This window comes from Stenotrophomonas sp. 93052_Sma (assembly GCF_056481145.1).
This window is the reverse complement of sequence record NZ_CM151134.1, coordinates 3,230,916-3,257,398: the sequence shown is the minus strand read 5'-3', so window position 1 is coordinate 3,257,398 and position 26,483 is coordinate 3,230,916. Positions and strand designations below refer to the sequence as shown.

Below are 26,483 nucleotides of genomic sequence, written 5' to 3'. Positions count from 1 at the left end.
CCCCCTTGGTTTATGCACGGCCACTGCGTGCGCGCGGCGTGAAGACGGTGCGGGTTACAGGAACCAGGCGAAGGCGAACAGGCCCAGCATCGCGATCACCACCGCCAGCTTCAACGCCAGGCCGAGCAGGATGCCGAGCCAGGTGGCCAGACCCACCTTGGTCGAGCGGCCCAGTTCACGGGTGTGCCAGTACTCGCCGGCGAGGGCGCCGATCAGGGGCCCGGCAAAGAGGCCGATCGGCATGAAGAACAGCCCGACGATGCTGCCGACGAACGTGCCCCACAGCGCCTTGCGGCTGGCACCGACCCGCTGCGCACCCACCACTGTGGCCAGCACGTCCACCAGCAGCGAGAGCAGGGTCAGTACGCCCAGCGCGACCAGGGTCGGCCAGCCGACGTGGGCGAAGCCGTCGGCCCACGCAGCCAGCAGCAGTCCGATGAACACCAGCGGGATGCCGGGGAGGGCCGGAAGGATGATTCCGGCGATGCCGACGAGGACAAAAATGACCGCTAGCAGATATAAGATGAATGAGAGTCCCATGCTGTCCCGTATGGTGGTCGTTTTGGGGTTGACAGTGAAAGATTTTGCCAGTTGCTTTTTCGTTTTGGGCGGGTTAAGTTGCAGTCGCTGAGCTTGGCAAGGTCACCGTGGATCGTGGCCTGATGAAGCAAGATCTTCCCGATCCGCTGCATCGATGCACCTCGCTTCCCCCTTGCTTGTCAGCCGCCCACCAGGCGTTTCCTACAACAAGAGAGAGTCACCAGGGAGTTAGTGAGATGTCTGATCGCGAGACCGGTACCGTCAAGTGGTTCAACGATGCAAAGGGCTTCGGCTTCATCAGCCGTGAAAACGGCGAAGACGTGTTCGTCCACTTCCGTGCCATCCAGACCCAGGGCTTCAAGAGCCTGAAGGAAGGCCAGAAGGTCACCTTCACCGTCGTGCAGGGCCAGAAGGGCCTGCAGGCCGACGCCGTTCAGCCGACCTGATCGCGCTGCATACCGTCAAATGAAAAGGCCCGCGCAAGCGGGCCTTTTCTTGCCGTCGGCCCGATGCAGGTCAGCGCAGGATGACCTTGCCGTTGACCACGCGCACGTAGGTGTTCTCGCGGATGCCGCCGAGGTCGCGCTGGTTGACCACGATGGTGCGGCCATCGTCCATGCGCACGCTGATGTCGTAGGTATCGCTGGTCACGTTCTTCTGGATCTGGTTGCCGGCCAGTGCGCCACCGACCGCGCCTGCAGCGGCGGCGATGTTCTTGTTGCCGCGGCTGCCCCCGGTGTGGTCGGAGATCTCGTGGCCGGCCACGGCGCCGACGATGCCGCCCAGGATCGCGCCGGTCGCGCTGGGCGCGGTACGGCCGGACTGCACGGTGTTGATGCGGGTCACGATGCCGCAGTCGGCGCAGCGGCCCTGGTTGTAGCCACCATTGTTGCCGTAGCCGCCATTGTTGTAGCCGTTGTTGTAACCACCACCGCCGTAGCCGGGCGAGGTGGCACAGCCAGCCAGGGCAAGGGTAGCGATGGCGCTGGCGGCGATGAGCTGGATCTTCATGGGGCGTCTCCTGGCCGTGAAGGCGGGTGTCTGGGGTGGTACTGCGTCATGCAGCAGGGTGGACGAATCGTCCCCTTTTGAACGTGAACAAGGCGCCAACCGCGCAGGCCTTGTCCGGCTGCAGGATGAATGCGGCTCAGCGGAAGTCCTGGTGGCAGGCGCGGCAGTCGGCCTGCACCGTTTCCACCACCTGGGCCAGGGCCGTGCAGTCGCTGGGCGGCGCGGCCAGAGCGGCGTTGAGGTTGCCGCGCAGCTGGCTGGCATGCTGCTGGAACTGCGCGCTGTCCTTCAGCCCGGGAAAGGCCAGGTCCAGGTCGTTGGACAGCAGGCGCATCGCCTGCAACCGCGGCACGCTGTCGGCCAGGCTGCAGCGGTTCTGCTGCTGGGCCTGCTGCAGCAGCTGCGATTGCCGTTGCATCACCTGCATCAGGCTGTCCGGGAACGGATCGCGGCGGGCCTGCAGGGCGCGGCCGACCATCACCGTGGCGATCAGGCCGATCAACAGGCCCAGGCCGAGCACGAACAGATAGCGGTAGGCGGTGGACGGGCGGCGGGGCGGGCTGGCGTTCATGGCGGGCTCTCCGGACGTGCAACGGTGGGTTCGATGCCGGCGCGCTGCAGGCGCTGGCGCCTGCACGTTAAAATAGCCGGATGAACGAACAGGTCAAACAACGCTTCGCCGGCATCGAACGGCTGTACGGCGTGGGCGCACTCGAGCGCCTGCAGGGCAGCCGCGTGGCGGTGGTGGGCATGGGTGGCGTTGGCTCGTGGGTGGTGGAGGCATTGGCCCGTTCGGCGGTCGGTCACCTGACCCTGATCGATGCCGATGACATCTGCGTGTCCAACACCAACCGGCAACTGCCGGCGATGGAAGGCAACTACGGCCGCAACAAAGCCGAGGCGATGGCCGAACGCTGCCGCGCGATCAACCCGGACATCGAGGTCGATGCCGTACAGGCGTTCCTGACGGTGTCGAACATGGCCGAACTGCTGGACCGTGGCTTTGATCTGGTGATCGATGCCTGCGACAGCTTCCGGGTCAAGGTCGAGACGATTGCCTGGTGCCGCCGCCGCAAGCTGCCGCTGCTGACCGTGGGTGCCGCCGGTGGCCGTACCGATCCCACCCTTGTGCGCATCCGCGATGTCTCGCGCACCGAGCACGACGCCATGCTGGCGTTGATCCGCAAGAAGCTGCGCAGCGAGTTCAACTTCCCGAAGAATGCCAAGCGCTACTTCGGCGTGCCGGCGGTGTATTCGCTGGAGAATGTGAAGTACCCGCAGGCCGATGGCAGCGTCTGTGGCATCCGCCCGAACCTGGGCGCTGATGCGGCACTGAAGCTGGACTGCGGCGCGGGCCTGGGTGCGGCGACCCACATCACCGGTGCGTTCGCGTTCGCGGCGGTCGGCAAGGCGCTGGAAATGCTGCTGGAGCCGAAGAAGGTGAAGGCCGAAATGGTCGAGGATCACGCTGACGCGTGATGGTAGTGCCGGCCGCTGGCCGGCAACTCCGGAATGATTGAATCAGCGCAGATGCCGGCCAGCGGCCGGCACCTACCGTTGCATTGCGGGCAGCGCGAACAGCCGCCGCGCGTTCTCCGTCGTGGCCTGGGCCACCGCGTCCAGCTCCATCCCGCGTAGCGCCGCCACGTGGCGGGCGATGATCGCCAGCCGTGCCGGTTCGTTGCGCTGGCCGCGGATGCCGGCGTCAGGCTGGTCCGGAGCGTCGGTCTCCAGCAGCAGCTGTTCCAGCGGCATCTCGCGCACCAGCCGCTGCAGGCGTTGCGCGCGTTCGTAGGTCAACGGGCCGCCGAGCCCGAGCAGGAAGCCCTGCCTGTGCAGTTGCGCTGCCTGTTCCGGACTGCCGGAAAAGCTGTGCACCACGCCGCGCAGGCCGCCGACGCGACGGATAGCGGCGATCACCGCATCCACCGCGCGCCGTGCATGCACGATCACCGGCAGCTCGAACTCACGGGCCAGTTCCAGCTGACCGATGAAATATGCCTGTTGCGCCTCGGCATCCAGGCCTTCAACGAAAAAGTCCAGACCACATTCGCCGATCGCGCAGGGGCGTTCGCGTTCGATCCACTCGCGCAGCAGCGGCAGGTGCCCAGGCTGGTGCTCGGCCAGGAACATCGGATGCAGGCCGTAGGCCGGGTACAGCCCCGGCGTCTGCTGGCAGACCTCGCGCAGCTTCGGCCAGCTGGCTGCGGTCACCGCCGGTACCACCTGCTGGTGCACGCCAGCGGCCTGCGCACGCTCGACCACCGCGGCGCGGTCGCGGTCGAACTCGCTGGCGTCCAGATGGCAGTGGCTGTCGACCAGCAGGCTCAATGCTGCTCCAGCGGCGGAGGCGTGGTGGTGTTGCGGCGCTTCCAGTTGGCCAGCAGCAGGGTGCCGAAGCCGAGCACCAGCTCATCGACGAACGGAATCGGGTCCGGAATGAACAGGGTCAGCGCGAACAGGCCCGCGGTGAGCTTGAACAGGGTGGGGTAGCGCAGCCGGCGCGCCCATTGCAGTACCGGCAGCAGCATCGGGTTGGCCATGGCGGGGGTCCTCCTGGGGAATATGCAAACGCTACCACGGGCCCAGCATTTCCCGATGCTGAATGGGTTACGGGAATGAGCAGGAAATGTGGAGATTCCGTTCAGGCAGCGCATGCTGCAATCTGGTTCGAGAACGTTGCGGATGGTCCGCAAGGAGCAGGTCATGAAAAGCACAACTACAACTGTCCTGGTCGCAGCGGGCGCGCTGCTGGTCGGTGGCATCGCCACTGCCGCCTTCATGAAGAGTGGCGACAAATCGCCCGATTCCATCAGCGCCGGAACCCCCAATGGTGAATCGCGCCTGGTCGATGGCAACGCCACCGACGATGGCGCGCGTGGTGACACTCTCGACCCGACCGCACCGCGTGGGCTGGAATATGCCGATGTGCTGAAGGTCGACCCGATCACCGAGAAGCAGAAGGCCTACGCCACCGTGATCGGCACCGATGCGGTGCGCGAGACCTCCACCACCCAGACCCCGCATGAAGTCTGCCAGGACGTGACGGTGCAGGAGCGACTGCCGGAACGTGACGGCAACGTCGGCGGTACCGTGGTCGGTGCTGTGGTGGGTGGCCTGCTGGGCAACCAGGTCGGCGGCGGCAATGGCAAGAAGGCCGCCACTGCGGCCGGCGCGGTGGCCGGTGGCTTCATCGGCAACCAGATCGACAAGCGCCATGTGGGTGGCCGCGTGGTCAACCGCACCGAGCGCCAGTGCCACACCGAGACCGCGACCTCCGAGTCGAGCCGCGTCACCGGCTACAACGTGACCTACCGCAACGAGGACGGCACCACCGGCACCATGCGCATGGCCAGCAAGCCGGGCAACCGCATTGCCATGGGTACCAACGACGTGGTGAAGGGGTACAACGTGACCTACCGCTATGACGGCGCCGAGAAGACGGTGCGCATGGACAACAAGCCGGCCAGCGATCGCCTGCCGGTGGTCGACGGCCAGCTGGTCACGCAGACCGCTGCTGCCGGTGCCACGGCGGCCAGCACGCGCCAGTAATCCAGACGCAGCATGCAGTACCTGACGGGCCGGCTTATGCCGGCCCGTTTCGTTGCAGCCGGCGAAATTCATCCGCGCGGGGCGTGAATCCACCATCATGGACGCTTCCTTCGACATGGAGCCGGCATGAGCATCTTCGACCTGCGCATCGAAACCGAGCGCCTGATCCTGCGCCCGCTGCTGCGCGAGGACTACGAACCGTATCTGGCATTCTTCGCTGATGAGGAAACGATGCGCACCCTCGGTGGCGTGCAGCCGCCTTCGGTGGCCTGGCGTGGCTTCTGCAGCCTGGCTGGCGCTTGGCAGCTGTTTGGCTTCTCGATGTTCAGCGTGATCGAGAAATCCAGCGGTGACTGGATCGGGCGGATGGGGCCCTGGCAACCGCAGGACTGGCCCGGTACCGAGGTCGGCTGGGGCATCCGTCATGCCAGCTGGGGCCGGGGCTATGCGCCGGAAGCGGCGGTTGCAGCAATCGATTGGGCGTTCGACACGCTGGGCTGGGACGAAGTGATCCACACCATCGCCGAGAACAACGACAACTCGCGGGCCGTGGCGCGCAAGCTCGGCAGCACGCTGCTGCGGATGGGGGAGTTGCCAGCGCCGTACAACGACAAGCCGATGCAGATCTGGGGCCAGTCGCGCGAGCAGTGGCGGCAGCGCCGCGCTGAGCCTTGCCCGGTAGTGTCGGCCGCTGGCCGGCAACCGCGTTGCGGCAGATTCGCGCGATTGCCGGCCAGCGGTCGGCACTACCGTGTTGCCATGCTGCACCCGCGCTTGGCATTCATCGGCGCGCTTGCCAGACTGCACGCAGCTGGCCGCCGGCCGGATCCGATGGAGCAGGCGATGGTGGAAGAGCGCGTCCCGTTGACGGTGCATGGCATGTCGGTCTCGGGTAATTGCCACAAGGTGCGCCTGCTGCTGGAGCAGCTCGGCAGCCGCTACCGCTGGGTGGAAGTGGACAGTGCCCATGGCCAGACCCACACCCCCGAATTCCTGGCGTTGAATCCGAATGCCAAGGTGCCGCTGATCGTCCGCGACGATGGCCGCGTGCTGACCGAATCCAACGCGATCCTGTTCTGGCTGGCCGAGGGCACGCCGTACCTGCCCAGCGATGGCTGGGAGCGCGCGCAGGCGTTGAGCTGGATGTTCTTCGAGCAATACACGCACGAGCCGTGCGTGGCGGTGGCGCGCTTCATCCGTGGCTGGACCCCCGCTGATTCACCGCGCCGCGCCGAACTGCCGCGCCTGCACGAGCGCGCCGCCACCGCGCTGGCGGTGATGGAGCAGCATCTGCGCCAGGCGCAATGGTTCACCGGCAACGGATATGGCATCGCCGATATCGCGCTGTTTGCCTATACCGACGTGGCGGGAGAGGGCGGTATCAGCCTGGAGCCATTCCCGGAAGTGCGTGGCTGGCTGCAGCGCGTGCGTGAACAACCGCGCTTCCTGCCGATGCCGGCCGTGACCGCCGAGGTGCGCGCTCGCTTCGAGGCTGCGTGACTCTCACCAGGGTGACCCCCACAGGGTAGCGTCTGGCCAGCGCCGGGCGGAATGCAACAACGACACGGAGGGTGTTCGATGTTCGCTGTGGTTCCAGATCCGATTCCCGCACGCATGCGCGTGCTCAACCGCGCCGAAGTGTGCGACGTCAACTTTCTCGATGCGGTGCGTGGCTGGCGTGGAACCCCGCGTCCGCGCCCGGCGCCGGATGCGCCGATCCTGCCGGGCAGTACGCTCACTGCCGCAGCGTTTGGCGAACTGTTCGATTCGCAGCTGGCCAGCCGCCAGCTGGACCTGATGGCACGCGTGCTGCGCGTGCAGAACAAGGTCTTCTACACCATCGGTTCCTCCGGCCACGAGGGCAACGCGCTGCTGGCGCGGGCCTGCCGGCATACCGATCCAGCCTTTCTGCACTATCGCTCCGGTGCCTTCATGGCCGAGCGTTCGCGCCAGGTGCCGGGCATCGATCCGCTACGCGATGCCGCGCTGTCTTTCGCCGCCAGCGCCGATGACCCGGCCAGCGGGGGCCGCCACAAGGTGTGGGGCAGCAAACCGTTGTGGGTGCTGCCGCAGACCTCGACCATCGCGTCGCACCTGCCGAAAGCGCTGGGCACCGCGCTGGCCATCGAGAGCGGCAAGCGCCTGGGGCAGCCGTTGCCGATCCCGGCCGACAGCATCGTGCTGTGCTCGTTCGGCGACGCCTCGGCCAACCATGCCACCGCGCAGACCGCGTTCAACACCGCGATGTGGTCGGCCTACCAGAAGCTGCCGGCGCCGATCCTGTTCGTCTGCGAGGACAACGGGCTGGGCATTTCAGTGAAGACGCCGGAAGGCTGGATTGCCGAGCGCTTCAGCCGCCAGCCGGGGCTCGACTATTTCTTCGCTGATGGTCTCGACCTGGCCACCGGGCACGCCCAGGTGCAGGCGGCGGTGGAGCACTGCCGGCGCACGCGGCGGCCCACCTTCCTGCATCTGCGCACCACCCGCCTGATGGGCCACGCCGGCACCGATTTCGAGGTGGAATGGCGCGCGCTGCCGGAGCTGTGCGCGGCCGAGGCGCAGGATCCGCTGCTGCGCTCGGCGCAGATCGCGATGGAGTCGGGCTGGATGGATGCGGCCACCATCGAGGTCGCCTACGAAACGATGCGCGCGCTGCATGGCCGCGGCGGCGGATGCCGAAGGCCGCCCGACGCTGCAGTCGCTGCAGGAGGTGATGGCGCCGCTGGCACCATACACGCCGGCAGCGGTGCAGGCCGAGGCGCGGCGCGAGGTGCCCGCTGATGCGCGCGAGGCGCTGTATGGCGGTGTGGAGGCCCTGCCCGAGCGGCAGGCACCTCGGCACCTCGCCATCCAGATCAACCATGGGCTGCAGGAACTGCTGGCGAAGTATCCGCAGAGCCTGCTGTTCGGCGAGGACGTCGCGCACAAGGGCGGTGTCTATACCGTCACCAAGGATCTGCTGCGCCGCTTCGGCCCACGCCGGGTGTTCAACACCCTGCTGGACGAGACCATGATCCTGGGCATGGCGCAGGGCCTGGCCAACATGGGCATGCTGCCGATCCCGGAGATCCAGTACCTGGCCTACCTGCACAACGCCATCGACCAGGTGCGCGGCGAAGCGTGCTCGCTGCAGTTCTTCTCCAATGACCAATACCGCAACCCGATGCTGGTTCGGGTGGCCGGGCTGGGCTACCAGAAAGGCTTCGGTGGCCACTTCCACAACGACAATTCGATCACCGCGCTGCGCGACATTCCCGGCCTGGTGGTCGGTTGCCCGTCGCGCGGCGACGATGCGGTGATGATGCTGCGCACGTTGGCCGCGCTGGCGCGGGTGGACGGGCGGGTGGCGGTGTTCCTGGAGCCGATCGCGCTGTACATGAGCAAGGACCTGCATGCGCCGGGCGATGGCCAGTGGCTGTTCGACTACCCCGCCCAGGGCCAGGCGCTGGTGCCGGGCGAAGGGCGGGTCTATGCGCCGGAGGCAGGCGACCTGGTGGTCTACACCTATGGCAACGGCGTGCCGATGGCGCTGCGCGCGGCGCGGGCAATCGAGCAGCAGCTGGGCTGGCAGGTGCGGGTGGTCGACCTGCGCTGGCTGGTGCCGCTGGATGCCGGCTTCATCGCCAGTCAGGCGGCCAGTGCGCGGCGGGTGCTGGTGCTGGACGAGGGCCGCCATAGTGGCGGGGTGGGCGAGGGCGTGGTCACCGCCCTCGTCGAGGCCGGCTTCGGCCACCTGCCGCTGCGCCGGGTCTGCGGTGCCGATACCTATACCCCGTTGGCGGGGGCAGCAATGTTCGGGCTTCCAAGCGACAATGCGGTGATTGGCGCCGCCCTTGAACTGGCGCAGGAACCCTGATGTATGTGTGGATTGGCGGGAATGTTGTTGCCGGCGCCGGTGGCGTCGGCCGAGGTGCTGCAGGCGCAGGTCCTGGCCATGGGCGAGGCGCTGCACCACCGCGGGCCGGATGATGGCGGCAGCTGGGTCGATGCCGGGGCCGGCATCGCGCTGGCGCACCGTCGGCTGAGCATTCTCGACCTGTCGCCGCTGGGCCACCAGCCGATGGCCTCGTCCGATGGTCGCTACGTGATGGCTTACAACGGCGAGGTCTACAACTTCGCCGCCCTGCGTGCCGAACTGGAGCCGCTGGGACACGCCTTCCGTGGGCACTCCGACACCGAGGTGATGCTGGCAGCGATTCTGCAATGGGGGATGGAAGACACCCTGCAGCGCTGCAACGGCATGTTCGCCATTGCGCTGTGGGACCGCCAGGAGCAGTGCCTGTGGCTGGCCCGCGACCGTGTCGGCAAGAAGCCGCTGTACTACGGTTGGGCCGGCGACACCTTGGTGTTCGGTTCGGAACTGAAGGCGCTGTGGCAGCACCCGGCCTTCGACAACGACATCGACCGTGACGCCCTGACGCTGCTGCTGCGGCTGGATTACATTCCGGCGCCGCACAGCATCCACCAGCGCTGCTACAAATTGATGCCCGGGCGCGTGCTGCGCCTGGATGCGGAAGCCGTGGCGGCGGGTGCGGCCGCGCATCGCCCGGAGCAGGCGCAGCGCCCGTACTGGGATGCCCGTGCACGCATGCAAGCGGCGCTGGCTGCGCCGTTCCAGGGCCGCATCGAGGAAGCCGAGGAGCAGCTGGACGGGCTGCTGCGTGACGCGGTGGCGCTGCGCATGGTGGCCGACGTGCCGGTGGGCGTGTTCCTGTCCGGCGGCACCGATTCGTCGCTGGTGGCCGCGCTGATGCAGGCACAAAGTGGCCAGCCGGTGCACAGCTTCAGCATCGGGTTCACCGGTTCGGGCCACGACGAGGCGCCGCTGGCCAAGGAACTGGCCGCGCATCTGGGCTGCGACCACACTGAACTCTACGTCAGCGGTGCCGATGCGTTGGCGGTGGTGCCGCAGTTGCCGGCGATGTTCGACGAACCCTTCGCCGATGCCTCGCAGGTGCCGACCGCGCTGGTCGCCCGCCTGGCGCGGCAGGGCGTGACCGTGGCGCTGTCCGGCGATGGTGGCGACGAGCTGTTCTTCGGCTATACCCGCTATGTACGCGCGCTGCGCAACTGGCAGATGCTGGGCCGTGTGCCGGGGCCGCTGCGGCGCTGGATGGGCGCGCTCCCAGCAGCAGGGCGAGGCCTCGCGTACCGGCGGCCTGGCCGCGCTGCTGGCCGAGTCCGGTGCGCGTGGCATCGGTGACGTGTACCGCAACCGCATCTCGCGCTGGCGCGACCCGGCGGCGGCAGTGCCCGGGGCGCAGGCCGCGGGCAGCTTCTACGACCTGGCCGACCCGTTGCACGGTGCCGGCACACCGGCCGATGCGATGATGCTGGCCGATTACGTGACCTACCTGCCGGATGACCTGCTGTGCAAGGTCGACCGCACCTCGATGGCGGTCAGCCTGGAAGCCCGCGCACCGCTGTTGGATTCTCGCGTGGCCGAGTTCGCCTGGTCGCTGCCGCTGGGCTTCAAGCGCAGTGAAACCACCAGCAAGGTGCTGCTCAAGCGCGTGCTGGGCCGCTATGTACCGCAGTCGATGGTGCACCGGCCCAAGCGTGGTTTCGGCGCGCCGGTCAGTGACTGGCTGAAGGGCGACCTGCGGCCGTGGGCCGAAGACCTGCTGCAGCCCGCGCGGCTGGAGCAGGAGGGCGTGCTGTCGGCGGCCGCGGTACAGCCGCTGTGGCAGCAGTTCCTCGGCGGCCAACGCAAGTGGCATACCCATCTGTGGAACGTGCTGATGTTCCAGGCCTGGCAGGCGCATTGGCGGCAGGTGCGCGCGGGCGTGACCGGCGGCTGATCTTCACCGGCATGCAAGGGCCCGGCGACTAGGCTGGGCCTCCCGCACCGTGAGGAGTATGTCCCGATGTCCGTCCCCACTATCGCCGTGTTCGTCGGCAGCCTGCGCAAGGATTCCTGCAACCGCAAACTGGCCCATGCGCTGGAGAAGATTGCCGGCGACCGTGCGCGCTTCCAGTACGTGCAGATCGGTGATCTGCCGCTGTACGACCAGGACTTCGATGGCCACTATCCGGCGCAGGGTACCCGGCTGAAGGACCAGGTCCGTGCCGCCGATGCGGTGCTGTTCGTGACCCCGGAATACAACCGGTCGGTGCCGGGCGTGCTGAAGAACGCCATCGATATCGGCTCGCGCCCCTACGGTGACAGCGCGTTTGCCGGCAAACCGGCGGCGGTGATCGGCGCCTCCATCGGCCAGATCGGCACCGCCGTGGCCCAGCAGCACCTGCGCAACAGCCTGGCCTTCCTGGACATGCACGTGCTCGGCCAGCCCGAGGCGTTCATTCATTTCAAGGACAGCCTGATCGATGCCGATGGCACGGTCCACAATGAAGGCACGCAGAAATTCCTGCAGGGCTACGTGGACCGGTTCCTGGCGCTGATCGCGGTTCACGTCAAGGGCGATTGACGCCAGCGGTTGCCAGCCCCATCTGCGATAATGTCCGCTCGGGTGCCGCAATGGCGCCCGTCGCAGGCAGTGCGACGCTCCCACGCCAGTCTGGCCAGGCACCGGCGGATATCCCCCGTTTCTCCACGGCTTATCCACAGGCTTGTCCATGGCCGCCGGGGTCGGCGCATGCCTACACTCGTCCGGCCCACTTTCGCAGGAAACACCGCAGCATGTCCGCTCGCCCCGGCTTCCGTTCCAACCGCAGAGAGCGCGGTGATGGCTTCGATCGCGATCGCGATCGCGACGAGTCGCGCATCGACCAGTTGCGGGTACCGCCCCATTCGGTGGAAGCCGAGCAGGCGGTGCTGGGTGGCCTGATGCTGGCCCCTGAGGCCTATGACCGGGTCAATGACCAGCTGACCGAAGGCGATTTCTACCGCCGCGACCACCAGATGATCTATCGCGCGATCCGTGAGCTGTCCGAGCGCGAGCGGCCGTTCGATGCGGTGACCCTGGGCGAGTGGTTCGAATCGCAGGGCAAGATGGAACTGGTGGGCGATGGTGCCTACCTGATCGAACTGGCCAGTACCACGCCGTCGGCGGCCAACATCGTGGCCTACGCCGAGATCGTGCGTGACAAGGCGGTGCTGCGGCAGCTGATCCAGGTGGGTACCGACATCGTCAACGACGGCTTCCAGCCCGAGGGACGAGAGAGCAGCGAGCTGCTGGCCTCGGCGGAAAAGAGCGTGTTCGCCATCGCCGAACAGGGCGCACGCGGCCGTACCGATTTCGTGGCGATGCCCGGTGCATTGAAGGATGCCTTCGAAGAGCTGCGCAGCCGCTTCGAGAACGGCGGCAACATCACCGGCCTGCCGACCGGCTACAACGATTTCGATGCGATGACCTCCGGCCTGCAGCCGACCGATCTGATCATCCTTGCCGCGCGCCCGGCCATGGGCAAGACCACTTTCGCACTGAACATCGCCGAGTACGCGGCGATCAAGTCGAAGAAGGGCGTGGCGGTGTTCTCGATGGAAATGTCGGCATCGCAGCTGGCGATGCGCCTGATTTCCTCCAACGGCCGCATCAACGCGCAGCGCCTGCGTACCGGCCAGCTGGAAGACGAGGACTGGAGCCGCGTCACCAGCGCGATCAAGATGCTGAAGGAAACCAAGATCTTCATCGACGACACGCCTGGCGTGTCGCCGGAAGTGCTGCGTTCCAAGTGCCGCCGCCTCAAGCGCGAGCATGATCTGGGCCTGGTGGTGATCGACTACCTGCAGCTGATGAGCGTGCCGGGCAACAGCGAAAACCGCGCGACCGAAATCTCGGAGATCTCGCGTTCGCTGAAGGGCCTGGCCAAGGAACTGCACGTGCCGGTGATCGCGCTGTCGCAGCTCAACCGCTCGCTGGAAACGCGTACCGACAAGCGCCCGGTGATGGCCGATCTTCGCGAATCGGGCGCAATCGAGCAGGATGCGGACATGATCGTCTTCATCTACCGCGACGATTACTACAACAAGGAAAATTCGCCGGACAAGGGCCTGGCCGAGATCATCATCGGCAAGCACCGTGGTGGCCCGACCGGGTCGTGCAAGCTGAAGTTCTTCGGCGAGTACACCCGCTTCGACAACCTGGCCCACGACTCGGTCGGTTCATTCGAATAGCCGTAGTGCCGGCCGCTGGCCGGCAACCACCCCACGGCCGGCAAACCATTCGAAACGCCGAACGTCCGTATGTGGCGTGTAAATGACATGTAACGCGACGCTTTTACGATTCCGCCGCTGCTGCCCTTCGACGCCGCCCTTCGGCGTCCAGCGTGCCCAAGGAATCCGCCCCCATGCCGTCCCACGCTCCGCTCCGCCGCAATCTGCTGGCCCTGCTGGTCTGTGCTTCGCTGCCGTCGCTGGCTGCCGCTGAAACCGCCCCCGCCACCGACGCACAGTCGGCCACCACCCTCGATTCGGTCTCGGTGATCGGCCGCGGTGAAGCGCGCCAGGTGCAGCGCGTGACCGCCGAGGACTTGAAGGTGCTGCCGCCGGGTGCCAATCCGCTGAAGCTGCTTGCAACCAAGCCGGGCGTGCATTTCGAATCGGCCGATGCCACCGGCGCCTACGAATGGTCCACCACCATCAGCCTGCGTGGCTTCAACCAGAACCGCCTGGGCTACACCGTCGATGGCATCCCGTTGGGCAACATGGCCTATGGCAACAGCAACGGCCTGCACATCAGCCGCGCGGTGATCAGCGAGAACCTGGGCGGTGCGGAGGTCTCCACCGGCATCGGCGCACTGGGTACACCGTCCACCAGCAACCTTGGCGGCGTGTTCCAGTTCTACTCGATCGATCCGTCCACCGAGTATGGGGTCGTGCTGGCACAGAGCTTTGGTAGTGACAGCGCACGCCGCAGCTATGCACGCCTCGATACCGGCGAGCACCAGGGCTTTGCCGCCTACCTGTCCGGCGTGTATTCGGAAGGTGACAAGTGGAAGGGCAAGGGCTCGCAGGAGCTGAAGCAGTTCAACGGCAAGGCCACCTACAACTTCGGAACGGACAGCAAGATCACCGCGCTGTTCAACGCCTCGCGCCGGGTCGAGGCCGATTACCAGGATCTGTCGCTGGAAATGATCGATCGCCTCGGCTGGGACTGGGACAACTACGCGCCGGACTGGGATCGCGCCGTCGCCGCCGCACGCGGCAAGTTCAGCGGCGGCGTCAACAGCCCGTGGGATGCGTACTACTCCGGCCACGGCCTGCGCAACGATGACCTGTCCAGCATTGCCGGTGATTTCGGCCTGAACGAGTCGATGCGCTTGAAGGTCAATGTCTACAACCACAGCAACCGTGGCCAGGGCCACTGGTTCAGCCCGTCCAATCCGTCCAACCCGGGCACCAGCCGGGAGATTCCGATCTCGATCCGCACCACCGAGTACGCGATCGACCGTACCGGCGTGACCTCGGCGTTCACCTGGAACGTCGGTGGCCACGAACTGGAAGCGGGCCTCTGGTACGAGGACAACGGCCACAGCGTGCAGCGCAACTTCTACTACATCGACGGCCCGATCACCGACGACTTCTTCCTGCGCAACCCGGACCAGCGCGTGTGGCACCAGCGCTACACCACCATCACCCGCCAGTTCTACGTGCAGGACCGCTTCCGCCTGTTCGATGATCGCCTGACCATCGACATCGGTGCGAAGTCGCCGCACACCCGTACCAGCGTGCGCACGCCGCTGGGCAGCTATGCCAACAACAGCAGCCTGACCTCGAAGAAGGGTCTGCTGCCGCAGGCCGGCTTCAACTTCAAGCTCAACGAAGGCAACGAGATCTTCGGTTCGTTCGCCAAGAACATCGCCGCCTATGCGCTGGGCGTGGGCAGCCCGTTCAATGTGCCGCAGGCCGCCTTCGATGCCAGCGCGAAGAACCTGAAGCCGGAACAGTCGCGCACCATCGAGCTGGGTTGGCGTGGCTACGGCCGCGGCTATGAAGCCTCGGTGGCGGTGTACGACGTCAAGTTCGACAACCGCCTGCTGGCCATCGCGCAGTGCGTGGGCATCCTCGGTTGCCCGGCACTGTTCTCCAACGTCGGGTCGGTGACCAGCCGCGGCGCCGAGGCGACCCTGCAGCTGAAGCCGATGCAGGACCTGACCTGGTCCAATGCGCTGTCCTGGAATGACAGCACCTACGACAACGACTACGTGAACAACGGCGTGGTGCCGACCCGCGGCAAGACGACCGTCGACACCCCGGAATGGATGTTCGCCAGCACCCTGGCGTGGACCCCGGGCCCGTGGGACCTGCGCCTGGCCGCCAACCATGTCGGCAAGCGCTACGTGACCTATACCAACGATGTGTCGGTGCCGAGCTACTGGCTGGTCAACGCCTCGGCGGCCTATGACTTCGGCAAGCTCGGCCCGGCGCAGAACCTGACCGTAGCGCTGAACCTGACCAACCTGACCGACAAGCGCTACCTGTCCTCGATCAACACCAATGGCACCTACGCCGCTGACCCGACCCGCAGCCTGGCGACCATGCAGGTCGGCGCGCCGCGCCAGGTGATGGCCACCGCTACCGTTCGCTTCTGATGCGCGGCCCTGTCGATCCGGAAAGCCGTCGTCGCCTGCTGCGCATGGCGTGGCAGGGCACGGGGGCGGCGATCGCGCTGGCGGCGATGCCGGGGCTGGCCACGGCCGGCCCACGGCCGCGGCTGGGGCGCGATCCGTTCACCCTCGGTGTCGCCGCCGGTGATCCGGATCCACAGGGGGCCGTATTGTGGACGCGGCTGGCACCGGACCCGCTCAATGGCGGCGGCATGCCGTCGCGGGCGGTGCCGGTGCGCTGGTTCGTGGCCGAGGACCCGGGCATGCGCCGGCTGGTGCAGCGGGGGACTGCGGCCGCGGTGCCCGAGCTGGCCCATTCGGTGCACGTGGAGGTAATCGGCCTGCGCCCAGGCCGCGACTACTACTACCGTTTCGCCTGCGACGGCGACGAGGAAAGCGCGGTCGGCCACTTCCGCACCGCGCCGCCGCTGGACACGCAACTGCAGCAGCTTCGGTTGGCCCTGTGCACCTGCCAGGCCTGGAACAGCGGCTACTACCCGGTCCTGCGCGATATCGCGCAGAGCGATGTCGACCTGGTGCTGCATGCCGGTGACTACCTGTACGAATACAGCCCGCTGCAGAACGCGCGCGGCCGCACACTGGACGCCGAGCGTTTCAGCGGCGAGACCGTCAGCCTGGAGCGCTACCGCGACCAGTACGCGCTGTACAAGCTCGATCCGGATCTGCAGGCTGCGCACGCCGCGCATGCGTTCGCGGTGATCTGGGATGACCACGAGGTGCAGAACGACTACTCCGGCGTCCACCCGGAAAAGCCCGGCGTATCAACGGAGGACTTCATCATCCGCCGCGCCGCCGCCTACCGCGCGTTCTACGAGCATCTGCCGATGCGCAGCACACCTGCGGGCAACGGCGGCCTGCGCGTGCATCGGCGCCTGCGCTACGGCGATCTGGCACAGCTGACCCTGCTCGATTGCCGCCAGTTCCGCCCGGCCAATCCCTGTGGCGTGGGCGAGTCGCCACGCTGCGATGCTGCACTGGACCCGCGCGTGAGCATGCTCGGCACGGGCCAGGAGGCGTGGTTCGCGCAGTCGATGGCGGCCGCGCAGGGCACGCGGTGGAACGTGGTGGTGCAGCAGTTGCTGATGGCGCAGCTGCGGCTGGACGGTGGGACGCCACGCGAGCGCTTCTGGAATGACGCCTGGGATGGCTATCCCGCCGCACGCAAACGGTTGCTGCAGGTGATGCAGGCCGGCGGGCAGGGCAATGCCATCGTGCTCGGTGGTGACTGGCATTCCACCTTCGTCAACGACCTGAAGCTGGACTTCGATGCCGCCAGTGCGCCGGTCGTGGCCACCGAATTCATCGCCCCGGCGATCAGCAGTGGCGGCGACGACACGCCCTATGGCCCGTACTACGGTCCGTCGATTCCGCAGAACCCGCACATCCGCTATTTCGACGGCGACCGCCGTGGCTGGTGGAAGCTGCAGCTGAACCGGCAGACCCTGGATGCGGAGCTGCGCTTCGCCGACAGCGTGCTGCGTGCGGATGCGACGGTTCGCACCGCGGCGCGCTTCCAGGTGACCCACGGCCGCCCGGGCGCAGTCCCGGTGTGAATCCATTCGGTAGTGCCGGCCGCTGGCCGGCAACCTGATCAATCTCCGGTTTCCCCACCACCGGTTTCATCGCCCCCAGCCCGGTTTCGTCGCAAACCGTTTGCCGGCGGTGGGGCGCGGCGCCAAGGTGTCCGAAGGCGGCAAGGTGCCGCCACAAGGAGACCGTGATGAAGACCCTGTTCGCGCTCGGTGTGTGGTGCCTGCTGTTCGTTCTGTGCTGGCCGCTGGCGATCCTCGCCCTGATCGCCTGGCCGTTCGTGTGGCTGCTGAGCCTGCCGTTCCGCCTGGTCGGCATCACCTTCTCGGCCCTGTTCGCGTTCCTGCGCGCTGTTCATGCTGCCGGCGCGCCTGCTCGGTGGCCGGGCGGTGGCTGCATGAGGACGGTGTTGCTGGTGGGTCTGGTCCTGCTTGCGGGTCCGGTACTGGCCACACCGGTGCCGCCGTCCGCATGGCTGGAACGCCAGCAGGCCGCCGCTGCCGATGAGGCGGATGCTGCAGCGGCCAAGGCGGTCAAACCCAAGGAGCGCTGCCGGGTGGTGAAGGAGTGGAAGGGCGGTGAAACCGTGGTCCAGCACCGCATCTGTGACGATCCGCCGAAGAAGCCGGCTGGAAAGGTGTAGCGCCGAGCCGATGCTCGGCTGCTTTTCCCGGGATAGCCGAGCGTGGGCTCGGCTCTACATCATCAGCGCAATCAAAAAACCCCGCCGAGGCGGGGTTTTTTGATTGCTGGAGTGCGCCGACCAACGGTCGGCACCCACCTGGGTGCAGATCAGTTCGCCTTGTGGATGGCGCGCTTGCTGACCGCCATTGCTGCGTCGTGGATCACTTCCGACAGCGACGGGTGGGCGTGGCAGATGCGGGCCAGGTCATCGGCCGAGCCGCTGAACTCCATGGTCAGCACGCCTTCGTGCACCAGCTCGGAGACGTTGGCGCCGACCAGGTGCATGCCGAGGATGCGATCGGTTTCGGCATGGGCCAGGATCTTCACGAAGCCTGCCGGCTCGATCATCGCCACGGCGCGACCGTTGGCGGCGAACGGGAAGCTGCCAGCCTTGTACGGAATGCCTTCGGCCTTCAGCTGGGCTTCGGTCTTGCCGACCCAGGCCAGTTCCGGCTCGGTGTAGATGACCCACGGGATGGTGTCGAAGTTGACGTGGCCCGGCAGGCCGGCGATCAGCTCAGCCACCGCGATGCCTTCCTCGAAGCCCTTGTGCGCCAGCATCGGGCCGCGCACGCAGTCGCCGACCGCCCACACGCCGTTGACGCCGGTGTGGCAGTGCGCATCGACTTCGATCTGGCCGCGCTCGTTGATCTTGACGCCGGTGCCTTCGGCCAGCAGGCCCTTGGTGGCGGCGCGACGGCCAACGGCCACCAGCAGCTTGTCCACGGTCAGGGTCTTTTCGCCTTCGCTGTCGGTGTAGGTGACAACGACTTCCTTCTTCTTGCCCTTGCCGGTGATCTCGGTCTTGGAGACCTTGGCGCCGAGGCGGATGTCCAGGCCCTGCTTCTTGAATTCCTTGGCAGCGGTCTTGGCCACTTCGGCGTCGGCCACGGCCAGGAACTCCGGCAGTGCTTCCAGGATGGTGACTTCAGCGCCCAGGCGCTTCCACACGCTGCCCAGTTCCAGGCCGATCACACCGGCGCCGATCACCGCCAGGCGGTTCGGCACTTCGGTGAAGTCCAGGCCGCCGACGTTGTCGACGATGGTCTCGCCGTCGAACTTGGCGAACGGCAGTTCGATCGAATCCGAACCGGCCGCGATGATGACGTTGGTGCCCTTCAGCTCGACGATGGAACCGTCATGCTGGGTGACCTTGACCACGTTGCCCGGCTGCAGCTCGCCAAAACCATAATAGGCGGCCACCTTGTTGGCCTTGAACAGCATGCCGATGCCGCCGGTGAACTGCTTGACGATCTTGTCCTTGCGGCCAACCATCGCCTCGACGTCGATCTTGGCATCCTTGAAGCTGATGCCGTGGTCGCCAAAGATGTGGCCCATATTCCAGAACTGGCGCGAGGAATCCAGCAGCGCCTTGGACGGGATGCAGCCCACGCGCAGGCAGGTGCCGCCCAGTGCCGGCTTGCCGTCCTTGCCCAGCGCTGCGTCGATGCAGGCGGTCTTCAGGCCCAGCTGGGCCGCGCGGATGGCAGCGTGGTAACCGGCCGGGCCGGCACCGATGACGACGACGTCGAATTGTTCAGCCATTGAATTATTCCTTGATGCATTACCAGAACCCCTCCGCGCAGGCGCGGAGGGGCGGGAGGTGTCTTACAGGCCGAACAGCATGCGGCCCGGGTTTTCCAGCTGGTTCTTGATGTCCACCAGGAACTGCACCGAATCCTTGCCGTCGATGATGCGGTGGTCGTACGACAGCGCCAGGTACATCATCGGCGCGATCACGACCTGGCCGTTCTGGGCGATCGGACGTTCCTTGATGGCATGCATGCCCAGGATGGCGCTCTGCGGCGGGTTGATGATCGGGGTCGACAGCAGCGAACCGAAGGTGCCGCCGTTGGTCACGGTGAAGGTGCCGCCCTGCAGTTCTTCCAGGCCCAGCTTGCCGTCACGGGCCTTCTTGGCGTAGTCGGCGATGGTCTTCTCGATGTCGGCGAACGACATGCGCTCGACGTTGCGCAGGACCGGCGTGACCAGGCCCTTTTCGGTCGACACCGCGATCGAGATGTCCGAGTAGCCGTGGTAGATGATGTCGTCGCCGTCGATCGAGGCGTTGACCAGCGGGAAGCGCTGCAGCGCGTTGGCAGCGGCCTTCACGAAGAAGCTCATGAAGCCCAGCTTGATGCCGTGTGCCTTGACGAACTCGTCCTGCAGTTCCTTGCGCGCCGCCGACACCTTGGACAGGTCGACTTCGTTGAAGGTGGTCAGCATGGCGGTGGAGTTCTTCGACTCCATCAGGCGCTCGGCGATGCGCTTGCGGATGCGGGTCATCGGCACGCGCTCTTCCGGACGTGCGCCACCGGCCTTGCCGGCGCCGCCGTTGCGGGCGAAGTTGACGATGTCTTCCTTGGTCACCGCGCCGCGACGACCGGTGCCGTCGACGTCGGCCGGGTTCACGCCTTCGGTGATGGCGGTGAAGCGGGCGCCCGGCGGCAGCGCGTCGGCAGCCGACTTGGCAGCCGGGGCCGGGGCAGCGGCTGCGGCCGGCGCAGCGGCGGCCGGGGCCGCAGCGGCAGCCGGAGCGGCTTCAGCGGCCGGGGCCGGGGCAGCTGCGACGGCGCCTTCCTCGATGATCGCCACGACCTGGCTGGAGGTCACGGTCGAACCTTCGGCAAACTTGATTTCCTTGAGCACGCCGTCGACCGGCGACGGCACTTCCAGGACGACCTTGTCGGTTTCCAGGTCAAGCAGGTTTTCGTCGCGCTTGACGGCGTCGCCCACCTTCTTGTGCCAGGTGGCGATGGTGCCGTCGGCGACGGATTCGGGCAGTACCGGGGCTTTGACTTCGGTGGCCATTGCGGGAGCTTCCTGGTTTGTCTTCTAAATAGGGGGAGGATTATTCAGCGAACGTGTCGTTGAACGGGTTGACCAGTGCATCGGCGACCAGCTGCTGCTGTTCGCGGACGTGGTCAGCCATGTGACCGGCAGCCGGCGAAGCCGAACGTGCGCGACCGGCGTAATGCAGGTTCTGGCCATCGGCCAGGCAGAACTGCAGGTGGTGGCGGATCTGGTACCACGCACCCTGGTTCTGCGGTTCTTCCTGCGTCCACACCACGTCGGTGGCCTTGCCGTACTTCTTCAGTTCGGCAGCCAGCAGCGCACGCGGGAACGGGTACAGCTGCTCCACGCGGATGATCGCCACGTCGTCCTGGCCACGCTTGGTCTGGTCTTCCAGCAGGTCGTAGTAGACCTTGCCCGAGCACAGCACCACGCGCTTGACCTTCTTGGCGTCCGCATTGGCGTCGCCGATCAGGTGCTGGAACTCGCCGTTGGCCAGTTCGTCCAGGGTCGACACGGCCAGCTTGTGGCGCAGCAGCGACTTCGGCGACATCACCACCAGCGGCTTGCGGGTGGTCAGGTGCAGCTGGCGGCGCAGCATGTGGAAGGCCTGTGCCGGGGTCGACGGCACGACCACCAGCATGTTTTCCAGCGCGCACAGCTGCAGGAAGCGCTCCAGGCGCGCCGAGCTGTGTTCCGGGCCTTGACCTTCATAGCCATGCGGCAGCAGCAGGGTCAGGCCGGAAATGCGGCCCCACTTGGCCTCACCGGCGGCGATGAACTGGTCGATCACCACCTGGGCGCCGTTGGCGAAGTCGCCGAACTGGCCTTCCCAGATGCACAGCGTGTTCGGATCGGTGGTCGAGAAGCCGTACTCGTAGGCCATCACCGCTTCTTCGCTCAGCAGCGAATCGATGACGGTGGCCTTCTCCGGCGAATCCACCAGCTGCCGCAGCGGCATGTAGTAGTTGTCGGTCTTCTGGTCGTGCAGGATCGCGTGTCGGTGCGTGAACGTACCGCGGCCCACGTCCTGGCCGACCAGGCGCAGTGCATGGCCTTCGTCGAGCAGGGTGGCGTAGGCCAGGTTCTCGGCAAAGCCCCAGTCGCCCGGGATCTCGCCGGCGGCCATCTTGCGGCGGTCGTCGTAGACCTTGGCCACGCGCGAGTGCAGCTGCACTTCGTCCGGAATGGTGTTGATCAGCTTGGCCAGCTCGACCAGCTTGTTCTTCTCGACCTTGGTCGAGATCGGGTCGGACAGCTTGCCTTCCAGCAGCTTCGGCCAATCGACGAACAGCGGGCTGGTCGGCGGGGTCTTCTCGACCTTGGCCAGCTCGGTGGTCACTTCACCGGCATCCAGCTTCTCGCGGTAAGCATCGACCATCGCCTTGCCGGCACCGGCGGCGATCACGCCCGCCTTTTCCAGCTGCTCGGCGTACATCTCGCGGGTGGTGGCGTGCTTGCGGATCACCTGGTACATCAGCGGCTGGGTGATCGCCGGTTCGTCGGCCTCGTTGTGGCCCCAGCGGCGGTAGCACATCAGGTCGATGACCACGTCCTTGGCGAACTTCTGGCGGAACTCGAAGGCCAGCTGCGCGGCGAACACAACTGCTTCCGGATCATCGCCGTTCACGTGCAGCACCGGGGCGGCGATCATCTTCGCCACGTCGGTGGCATAGCGCGTGGAACGCGTATCCAGCGGGTTGGAGGTGGTGAAGCCGACCTGGTTGTTGACCACGATGTGCACGGTGCCGCCGACGGCGAAGCCGCGGGCCTGCGACATCTGGAACAGTTCCATGACCACGCCCTGGCCGGAGAAGGCCGCGTCGCCGTGGATCAGGATGGGCATGACCTGCTTGCGCGCGGTGTCCTTGCGGCGCTCCTGGCGCGAACGCACGGAACCGGCCACGACCGGGTCGGCGATTTCCAGGTGCGACGGGTTGAACGCCAGCGCCAGGTGCACCGGGCCGCCGTCGGTAGCCACGTCGGCGGAGAAGCCCATGTGGTACTTCACGTCGCCGGCAGAAGCGTGCTCGTCGTGCTCGAACTTGCCTTCGAACTCGTCGAACAGCTTGCGCGGGTTCTTGCCGAGGGTGTTGACCAGCACGTTCAGGCGGCCGCGGTGGGCCATGCCGATCACCACGTCCTTGACGCCATCCTTGCCGGCGCTGCGGATGATGGTGTCCATCATCGGGATCAGCGAGTCGCCGCCTTCCAGCGAGAAGCGCTTCTGGCCGACGTACTTGGTGTGCAGGTAGCGCTCCAGGCCTTCAGCTGCGGTCAGGCGCTCCAGGGTGCGGCGCTGGGTATCAGCGTCCAGCTGGTAGTTGCCACCGGCCAGTTCCAGCTTCTTGTAGATCCACTGGCGCTGCTCGACCTCGGAGATGTGCATGAACTCCGCACCGATCGAGCCGGTGTAGGTCGCCTTCAGGCGTGCCAGCAGGTCGCGCAGCTTCATGCGCGGCTGGCCACCGACGCCGCCGGTGCTGAACTCGCTGTTGAGGTCGCCATCGGACAGGCTGTGGAACGGCAGGCCCAGGTCCGGGGTGTTGACCGGTGCGGCCAGGCCCAGCGGATCGAGGCGGGCGTCCAGGTGGCCGCGCGAACGGTAGGCAGTGATCAGACGACCGACATTGCGCTCGCGCTCGTCGCCTGCACCGTTGCCGGTACCGGCCTTCAGCGCATCCTTGGCCGCGTCCGCAATGTGGGAGATGACGGCCGAGTGCGGAATGTCACCTGCTTCACGGCCCTTGAAGCCGTCGAAGTAGGTTTTCCATTTGGGATCGACACTATCCGGGGAGACCAGGTACTGCTCGTACAGGTCCTCGACATAGGAGGCGTTGCCGCCGGCGAGTTGCGAAGATTGCGCAAACTGCTTCAGTTGATTGTCCACGATGGAGGGTGTTGATTCGCTTTGTGGGGTATGGCTTCAGAAGGACCCGGCAGGAAGATGAATAGCCCTGCGCGGGCGCGTTCAAACAGCCAAATTGTACCCCCAACCGGACACGAAGGGGCACCACCAGAGGTATCGCGCGTCCCCCGGTGCCGGTTCCAGACAGGTTGAGTCAGCCCGCTCCGCTCAGATGCCGAGCGCGCGCAGTTCGCTGCAATCACGCGAACGGTCCCAGACGCGCTGCAATTGCTGCTCGAACGGCTGCGAACGTGCCGGCAGCGCGATGCCGGCTTCGCCGTCGAGGCGATGGCCGATCAGACGAAAGTAGAAGTCGCCCGCATCGTTGAGCAGACAGGCCGAGGCCAGCGCACGGTCGACCGGGTCGGTGACCTCGCGGAACTGGATCACGCTGGGCAGGCGCTGGGCCAGCGCCAGCAGCGGCGCCCCGCTAGATGCGATCGCGGCGGCGTCGTGCACGATCACCCGCAGCTGCTTGTCGTGGCGGGCGGTGACGAAGCGGCGCAGGGCGGCCTGTATCGGGGGCGCATCGAGCAGCCCGGGGTCCAGCTGGCGGCTGTGCAGCCACAGCTGCCGACGGGCGCGGTGGATGATGGCCGTGGTGATGGCCACCGCCTCGGCGCGGCTGTCGATGGCGCTGGCCGCGCCCAGCCGGCGGCGCATCTGCTGGTGGCCGATGCCGGCCTCCTCGAACACCTCGCCTTCGGGCAGGAAACCCTGGCGGGCATAGAAGTCACGGGCGGGCAGCTGGGCGTGCAGATGCAGCTCGGCCAGGCCGAGCCGGCGCCCGGCCTCCACCAGTGCTTCCAGCAGGGCCCCGCCGACCCCGAGGCTGCGATGGCTGGCCAGCACCGCCATGCGGCCGATGCGGCCATCCGGGGCCAGCCGGCCCGTGCCGACCGGCTGGTTGTCACTGTCCAGCGCCAGCACATGGGCACTGACCGGGTCCAGCGCATCGCGTTCCAGCTCGGCGGCGATGCCCTGTTCCTGCACGAACACGCGTTGGCGCACCTCGTGGATGGCTGCGTGGGCATCGGCGTGGCTGACCTGCTGGACCCGGATCATGGCGATGGCTCAGGCCCGGCCGGCGCTGTCGTCTTCCTCGTCGTCCTCGAAGTTGACGATGACCTCGATGCCGTCGTCGTGCACGGTCACGGAGTGGACATCGTCGGACACCGCGTCAGCGTCGATCGCATCCACGCGGTCGCGGCCTTCGACGACCTCGCCGAGCACCATGGCATCCTCGCCGTCTTCCTCGTCTTCGGCCTCGTATACCTCGTTCGGGTCGATCAGCTGGAACACCCCGCCGACCAGCAGTTGCTGGACCACGGCACGGCCCTTGTCGGACAGGCCGCGATAGGCGGCGGCGTCGAGTTGCTCGGCACCGGCCAGGCGCTGCGCGTCCTTCACCGGCAGCGCGAAGTCCTGGCCGCTGACATACAGGCTGGCGCCACGCTTGGCCCGGCGCCAGGCCAGGCGAGCCCACGGGTGGCGCTGCAGCAGCAGGCCCGAGGCCAGGGCCTGGACCACTTCTTCCTGTGCCGGTGCGGCCTGGTGGGCCATCACTTCGCCGGCGGCGCGGTAGGTGGTGATGAAGCGGCCAAACCAGTCACCCAGCTTGTCCGGGTCGTTCATGCGGATGGCGTTGAGCGCGGTGATCACCCGCGCCATCGCCACTGTGTCGATTTCGTTCGGGTCGGCCGGCACCTTCAGGTCGGCATCCTGGTAGCGGATGTTCTCGTCGGCATCGGCGATCAGGGTGTCCAGGTAGTCGCTGATCAGCTCGGCCGAAGACGGCGCGCGCATGCCGAACGAGAATGTCAGGCAGGGATCTTCGGCGACGCCGTGGTGCGGCACGTTCGGCGGCAGGTACAGCATGTCGCCCGGCGCCAGCACCCAGTCGTGGGTCGGCTTGAACACCTTCAGCAGTTTCAGTTCCACGTCCGGGCGGAAGCCCAGCGGCGGCTGCTTGCCCTTGATCGATTCGCTGGCGTCGATCTGCCACCGGCGATGGCCATGGGCCTGCAGCAGGAACACGTCGTACTGGTCGACGTGGGCGCCGACCGAGCCGCCGGTGGCGGCGAAGCTGATCATCACGTCATCCATGCGCCAGCGCGGCAGGAAGCGGAAGTGCTCGATCAGGGCGCGCACGTCCGGGTCCCACTTGTCCACGTCCTGCACCAGCAGGGTCCAGTCGTGGTCGGGCAGGGCGGGGAACACGTCTTCCTGGAACGGGCCGGTACGCACGCGCCAGCCGTCCTGGGTCTTGTCGTGCTCGATCAGGCGTGCCAGCACGCCTTCTTCGCAGGCCAGTCCGGCCAGGTCTTCCGGCTGCACCGGGGTCTGGAAGTCCGGGAAGGCATTGCGGATCAGCAGCGGGCGCTTCTGCCAGAAGTCGCGCAGGAAGGTGGCCGGCGCCATGCCCAGCGGCTGGCCGGGGGGGCGGTGACTTCGATCAGGGGGGCGGAGGACTTGCGGGCGGCCATGGGGGAATCCTTGCAGCGGAAAGCGGGAGGGGCGGCACGGCGGGCCGCCTGAGATCTCCATTGTCCGCCGTTCGCCGGGATTGCGCACGTGCGCGGGTTTGTCGCGGGGTGTCCGGCCAACGGCGGAGCCCCTCGTGGCGGGGTCTGGGTTGGTCGCTGAAAGCAAAAGCCGCGCTTGGCCGGGCGGGTGGGCTGCGCGGGGGACGCTGCAAGTACGTCCCTGTAAGCTTGGCCGCCGCATCCATGCGGCGGACACCCCCGCGCAGCCCACCCGCCCGGCCCCTGACAGTTTCCTGCGCGGCCCGCCACGGAATGGAAGAAGAAGATCAAAGGCAAAAGCGGGTCGCGCGCTGCGCTTGCTCATGCTCCTGTAGAGCCGAGCCCATGCTCGGCTTGCTGTTGGAACAAGCAGCCGAGCATGGGCTCGGCTCTACAATCAGCCAAAAACA

The 26,483-nt window shown here is 66.8% G+C and carries 18 protein-coding genes and 5 pseudogenes; 13 read left to right on the top strand and 10 right to left on the bottom strand.

The window, feature by feature from the left end:
* Positions 1-54: 54 nt before the first annotated feature.
* Entirely contained in the window at positions 55-540 is a 486-nt protein-coding gene (locus ACZK2V_RS15345; RefSeq protein ID WP_049398758.1) for a DUF456 domain-containing protein, read from the bottom strand.
* 236 nt (positions 541-776) lie between these two features.
* On the opposite strand from ACZK2V_RS15345, the gene ACZK2V_RS15340 reads away from it, so the two are divergent.
* Positions 777-986 (top strand): cold-shock protein, encoded by a 210-nt coding sequence (locus tag ACZK2V_RS15340; protein ID WP_005410290.1) that lies wholly within the window; start codon positions 777-779, stop codon positions 984-986.
* Positions 987-1,056: 70 nt separating this feature from the next.
* On the opposite strand, the gene ACZK2V_RS15335 is transcribed toward ACZK2V_RS15340, so the two are convergent.
* Positions 1,057-1,551 carry a glycine zipper 2TM domain-containing protein gene (locus ACZK2V_RS15335; protein ID WP_010486804.1) on the bottom strand — a complete coding sequence of 165 codons (495 nt, stop codon included), beginning with the start codon at positions 1,549-1,551 and terminating at the stop codon, positions 1,057-1,059.
* 136 nt (positions 1,552-1,687) lie between these two features.
* Entirely contained in the window at positions 1,688-2,122 is a 435-nt protein-coding gene (locus tag ACZK2V_RS15330; RefSeq protein ID WP_049420899.1) for a cytochrome c, read from the bottom strand.
* 80 nt (positions 2,123-2,202) lie between these two features.
* Here ACZK2V_RS15330 and ACZK2V_RS15325 point away from each other — a divergent pair, with 80 nt between their 5' ends.
* Entirely contained in the window at positions 2,203-3,030 is an 828-nt protein-coding gene (locus tag ACZK2V_RS15325) for a tRNA threonylcarbamoyladenosine dehydratase (protein WP_049420900.1), read from the top strand.
* Positions 3,031-3,102: 72 nt separating this feature from the next.
* Here ACZK2V_RS15325 and ACZK2V_RS15320 read toward each other — a convergent pair whose 3' ends face one another.
* Positions 3,103-3,882 carry a TatD family hydrolase gene (locus ACZK2V_RS15320; RefSeq protein WP_486322562.1) on the bottom strand — a complete coding sequence of 260 codons (780 nt, stop codon included), beginning with the start codon at positions 3,880-3,882 and terminating at the stop codon, positions 3,103-3,105.
* Positions 3,879-4,094 (bottom strand): DUF6116 family protein, encoded by a 216-nt coding sequence (locus ACZK2V_RS15315; protein ID WP_049398753.1) that lies wholly within the window; start codon positions 4,092-4,094, stop codon positions 3,879-3,881. The genes ACZK2V_RS15320 and ACZK2V_RS15315 overlap by 4 nt, the downstream gene beginning before the upstream one ends.
* Before the next feature lie 163 nt (positions 4,095-4,257).
* Here ACZK2V_RS15315 and ACZK2V_RS15310 point away from each other — a divergent pair, with 163 nt between their 5' ends.
* The 11 genes and pseudogenes from ACZK2V_RS15310 (at position 4,258) to ACZK2V_RS15260 (ending at position 17,806) form a co-directional block, all read left to right on the top strand.
* A complete protein-coding gene (locus ACZK2V_RS15310) occupies positions 4,258-5,103 on the top strand; it encodes a glycine zipper 2TM domain-containing protein (RefSeq protein ID WP_032129667.1) in 846 nt (281 codons plus the stop codon).
* 126 nt (positions 5,104-5,229) lie between these two features.
* Positions 5,230-5,763: pseudogene (locus ACZK2V_RS15305) on the top strand (GNAT family N-acetyltransferase); the annotation flags it as partial.
* A gap of 183 nt (positions 5,764-5,946) precedes the next feature.
* Positions 5,947-6,603, top strand: a complete 657-nt coding sequence (locus ACZK2V_RS15300; protein ID WP_154264974.1) for a glutathione S-transferase family protein — start codon at positions 5,947-5,949, stop codon at positions 6,601-6,603.
* A 78-nt stretch (positions 6,604-6,681) separates the two neighbouring features.
* A pseudogene (locus ACZK2V_RS15295) lies at positions 6,682-8,959 on the top strand (transketolase C-terminal domain-containing protein).
* Between the two features lie 3 nt (positions 8,960-8,962).
* Positions 8,963-10,904: pseudogene (asnB, locus tag ACZK2V_RS15290) on the top strand (asparagine synthase (glutamine-hydrolyzing)).
* A 66-nt stretch (positions 10,905-10,970) separates the two neighbouring features.
* The gene (locus ACZK2V_RS15285; protein WP_486322561.1) at positions 10,971-11,531 is read left to right on the top strand and encodes an NADPH-dependent FMN reductase; all 561 of its coding nucleotides are present in this window, start codon (positions 10,971-10,973) and stop codon (positions 11,529-11,531) included.
* 212 nt (positions 11,532-11,743) lie between these two features.
* Complete coding sequence (locus ACZK2V_RS15280; protein WP_032129633.1) at positions 11,744-13,180, top strand: replicative DNA helicase; 1,437 nt, start codon at positions 11,744-11,746, stop codon at positions 13,178-13,180.
* Positions 13,181-13,353: 173 nt separating this feature from the next.
* Positions 13,354-15,597: a TonB-dependent receptor family protein gene (locus tag ACZK2V_RS15275; protein WP_201116793.1), complete on the top strand. Its 2,244-nt coding sequence runs from the start codon at positions 13,354-13,356 to the stop codon at positions 15,595-15,597.
* Complete coding sequence (locus ACZK2V_RS15270; protein ID WP_201116791.1) at positions 15,597-17,186, top strand: alkaline phosphatase D family protein; 1,590 nt, start codon at positions 15,597-15,599, stop codon at positions 17,184-17,186. Before ACZK2V_RS15275 ends, ACZK2V_RS15270 begins: the two co-directional genes overlap by 1 nt.
* 167 nt (positions 17,187-17,353) lie before the next feature.
* Positions 17,354-17,564: pseudogene (locus tag ACZK2V_RS15265) on the top strand (hypothetical protein).
* Entirely contained in the window at positions 17,561-17,806 is a 246-nt protein-coding gene (locus tag ACZK2V_RS15260; RefSeq protein ID WP_049420905.1) for a hypothetical protein, read from the top strand. Before ACZK2V_RS15265 ends, ACZK2V_RS15260 begins: the two are co-directional and overlap by 4 nt.
* 149 nt (positions 17,807-17,955) lie before the next feature.
* Here ACZK2V_RS15260 and lpdA read toward each other — a convergent pair whose 3' ends face one another.
* The 5 genes and pseudogenes from lpdA to ACZK2V_RS15235 all read right to left on the bottom strand — a co-directional run bounded on the left by lpdA (position 17,956) and on the right by ACZK2V_RS15235 (position 26,034).
* Positions 17,956-19,392 carry a dihydrolipoyl dehydrogenase gene (lpdA, locus tag ACZK2V_RS15255; protein WP_008264626.1) on the bottom strand — a complete coding sequence of 479 codons (1,437 nt, stop codon included), beginning with the start codon at positions 19,390-19,392 and terminating at the stop codon, positions 17,956-17,958.
* A gap of 63 nt (positions 19,393-19,455) precedes the next feature.
* Positions 19,456-20,658, bottom strand: coding sequence for a dihydrolipoyllysine-residue succinyltransferase (gene sucB, locus ACZK2V_RS15250; RefSeq protein ID WP_049420906.1), 1,203 nt, complete (start codon positions 20,656-20,658; stop codon positions 19,456-19,458).
* A 40-nt stretch (positions 20,659-20,698) separates the two neighbouring features.
* On the bottom strand, positions 20,699-23,530 hold the full coding sequence (locus tag ACZK2V_RS15245) for a 2-oxoglutarate dehydrogenase E1 component (RefSeq protein WP_486322560.1): 2,832 nt from the start codon (positions 23,528-23,530) through the stop codon (positions 20,699-20,701).
* Between the two features lie 186 nt (positions 23,531-23,716).
* Positions 23,717-24,613, bottom strand: a complete 897-nt coding sequence (locus ACZK2V_RS15240; protein ID WP_049420908.1) for a GNAT family N-acetyltransferase — start codon at positions 24,611-24,613, stop codon at positions 23,717-23,719.
* 9 nt (positions 24,614-24,622) lie between these two features.
* Positions 24,623-26,034 (bottom strand): annotated as a pseudogene (locus ACZK2V_RS15235) (ribosomal protein uL16 3-hydroxylase).
* Positions 26,035-26,483 lie beyond the last annotated feature (449 nt).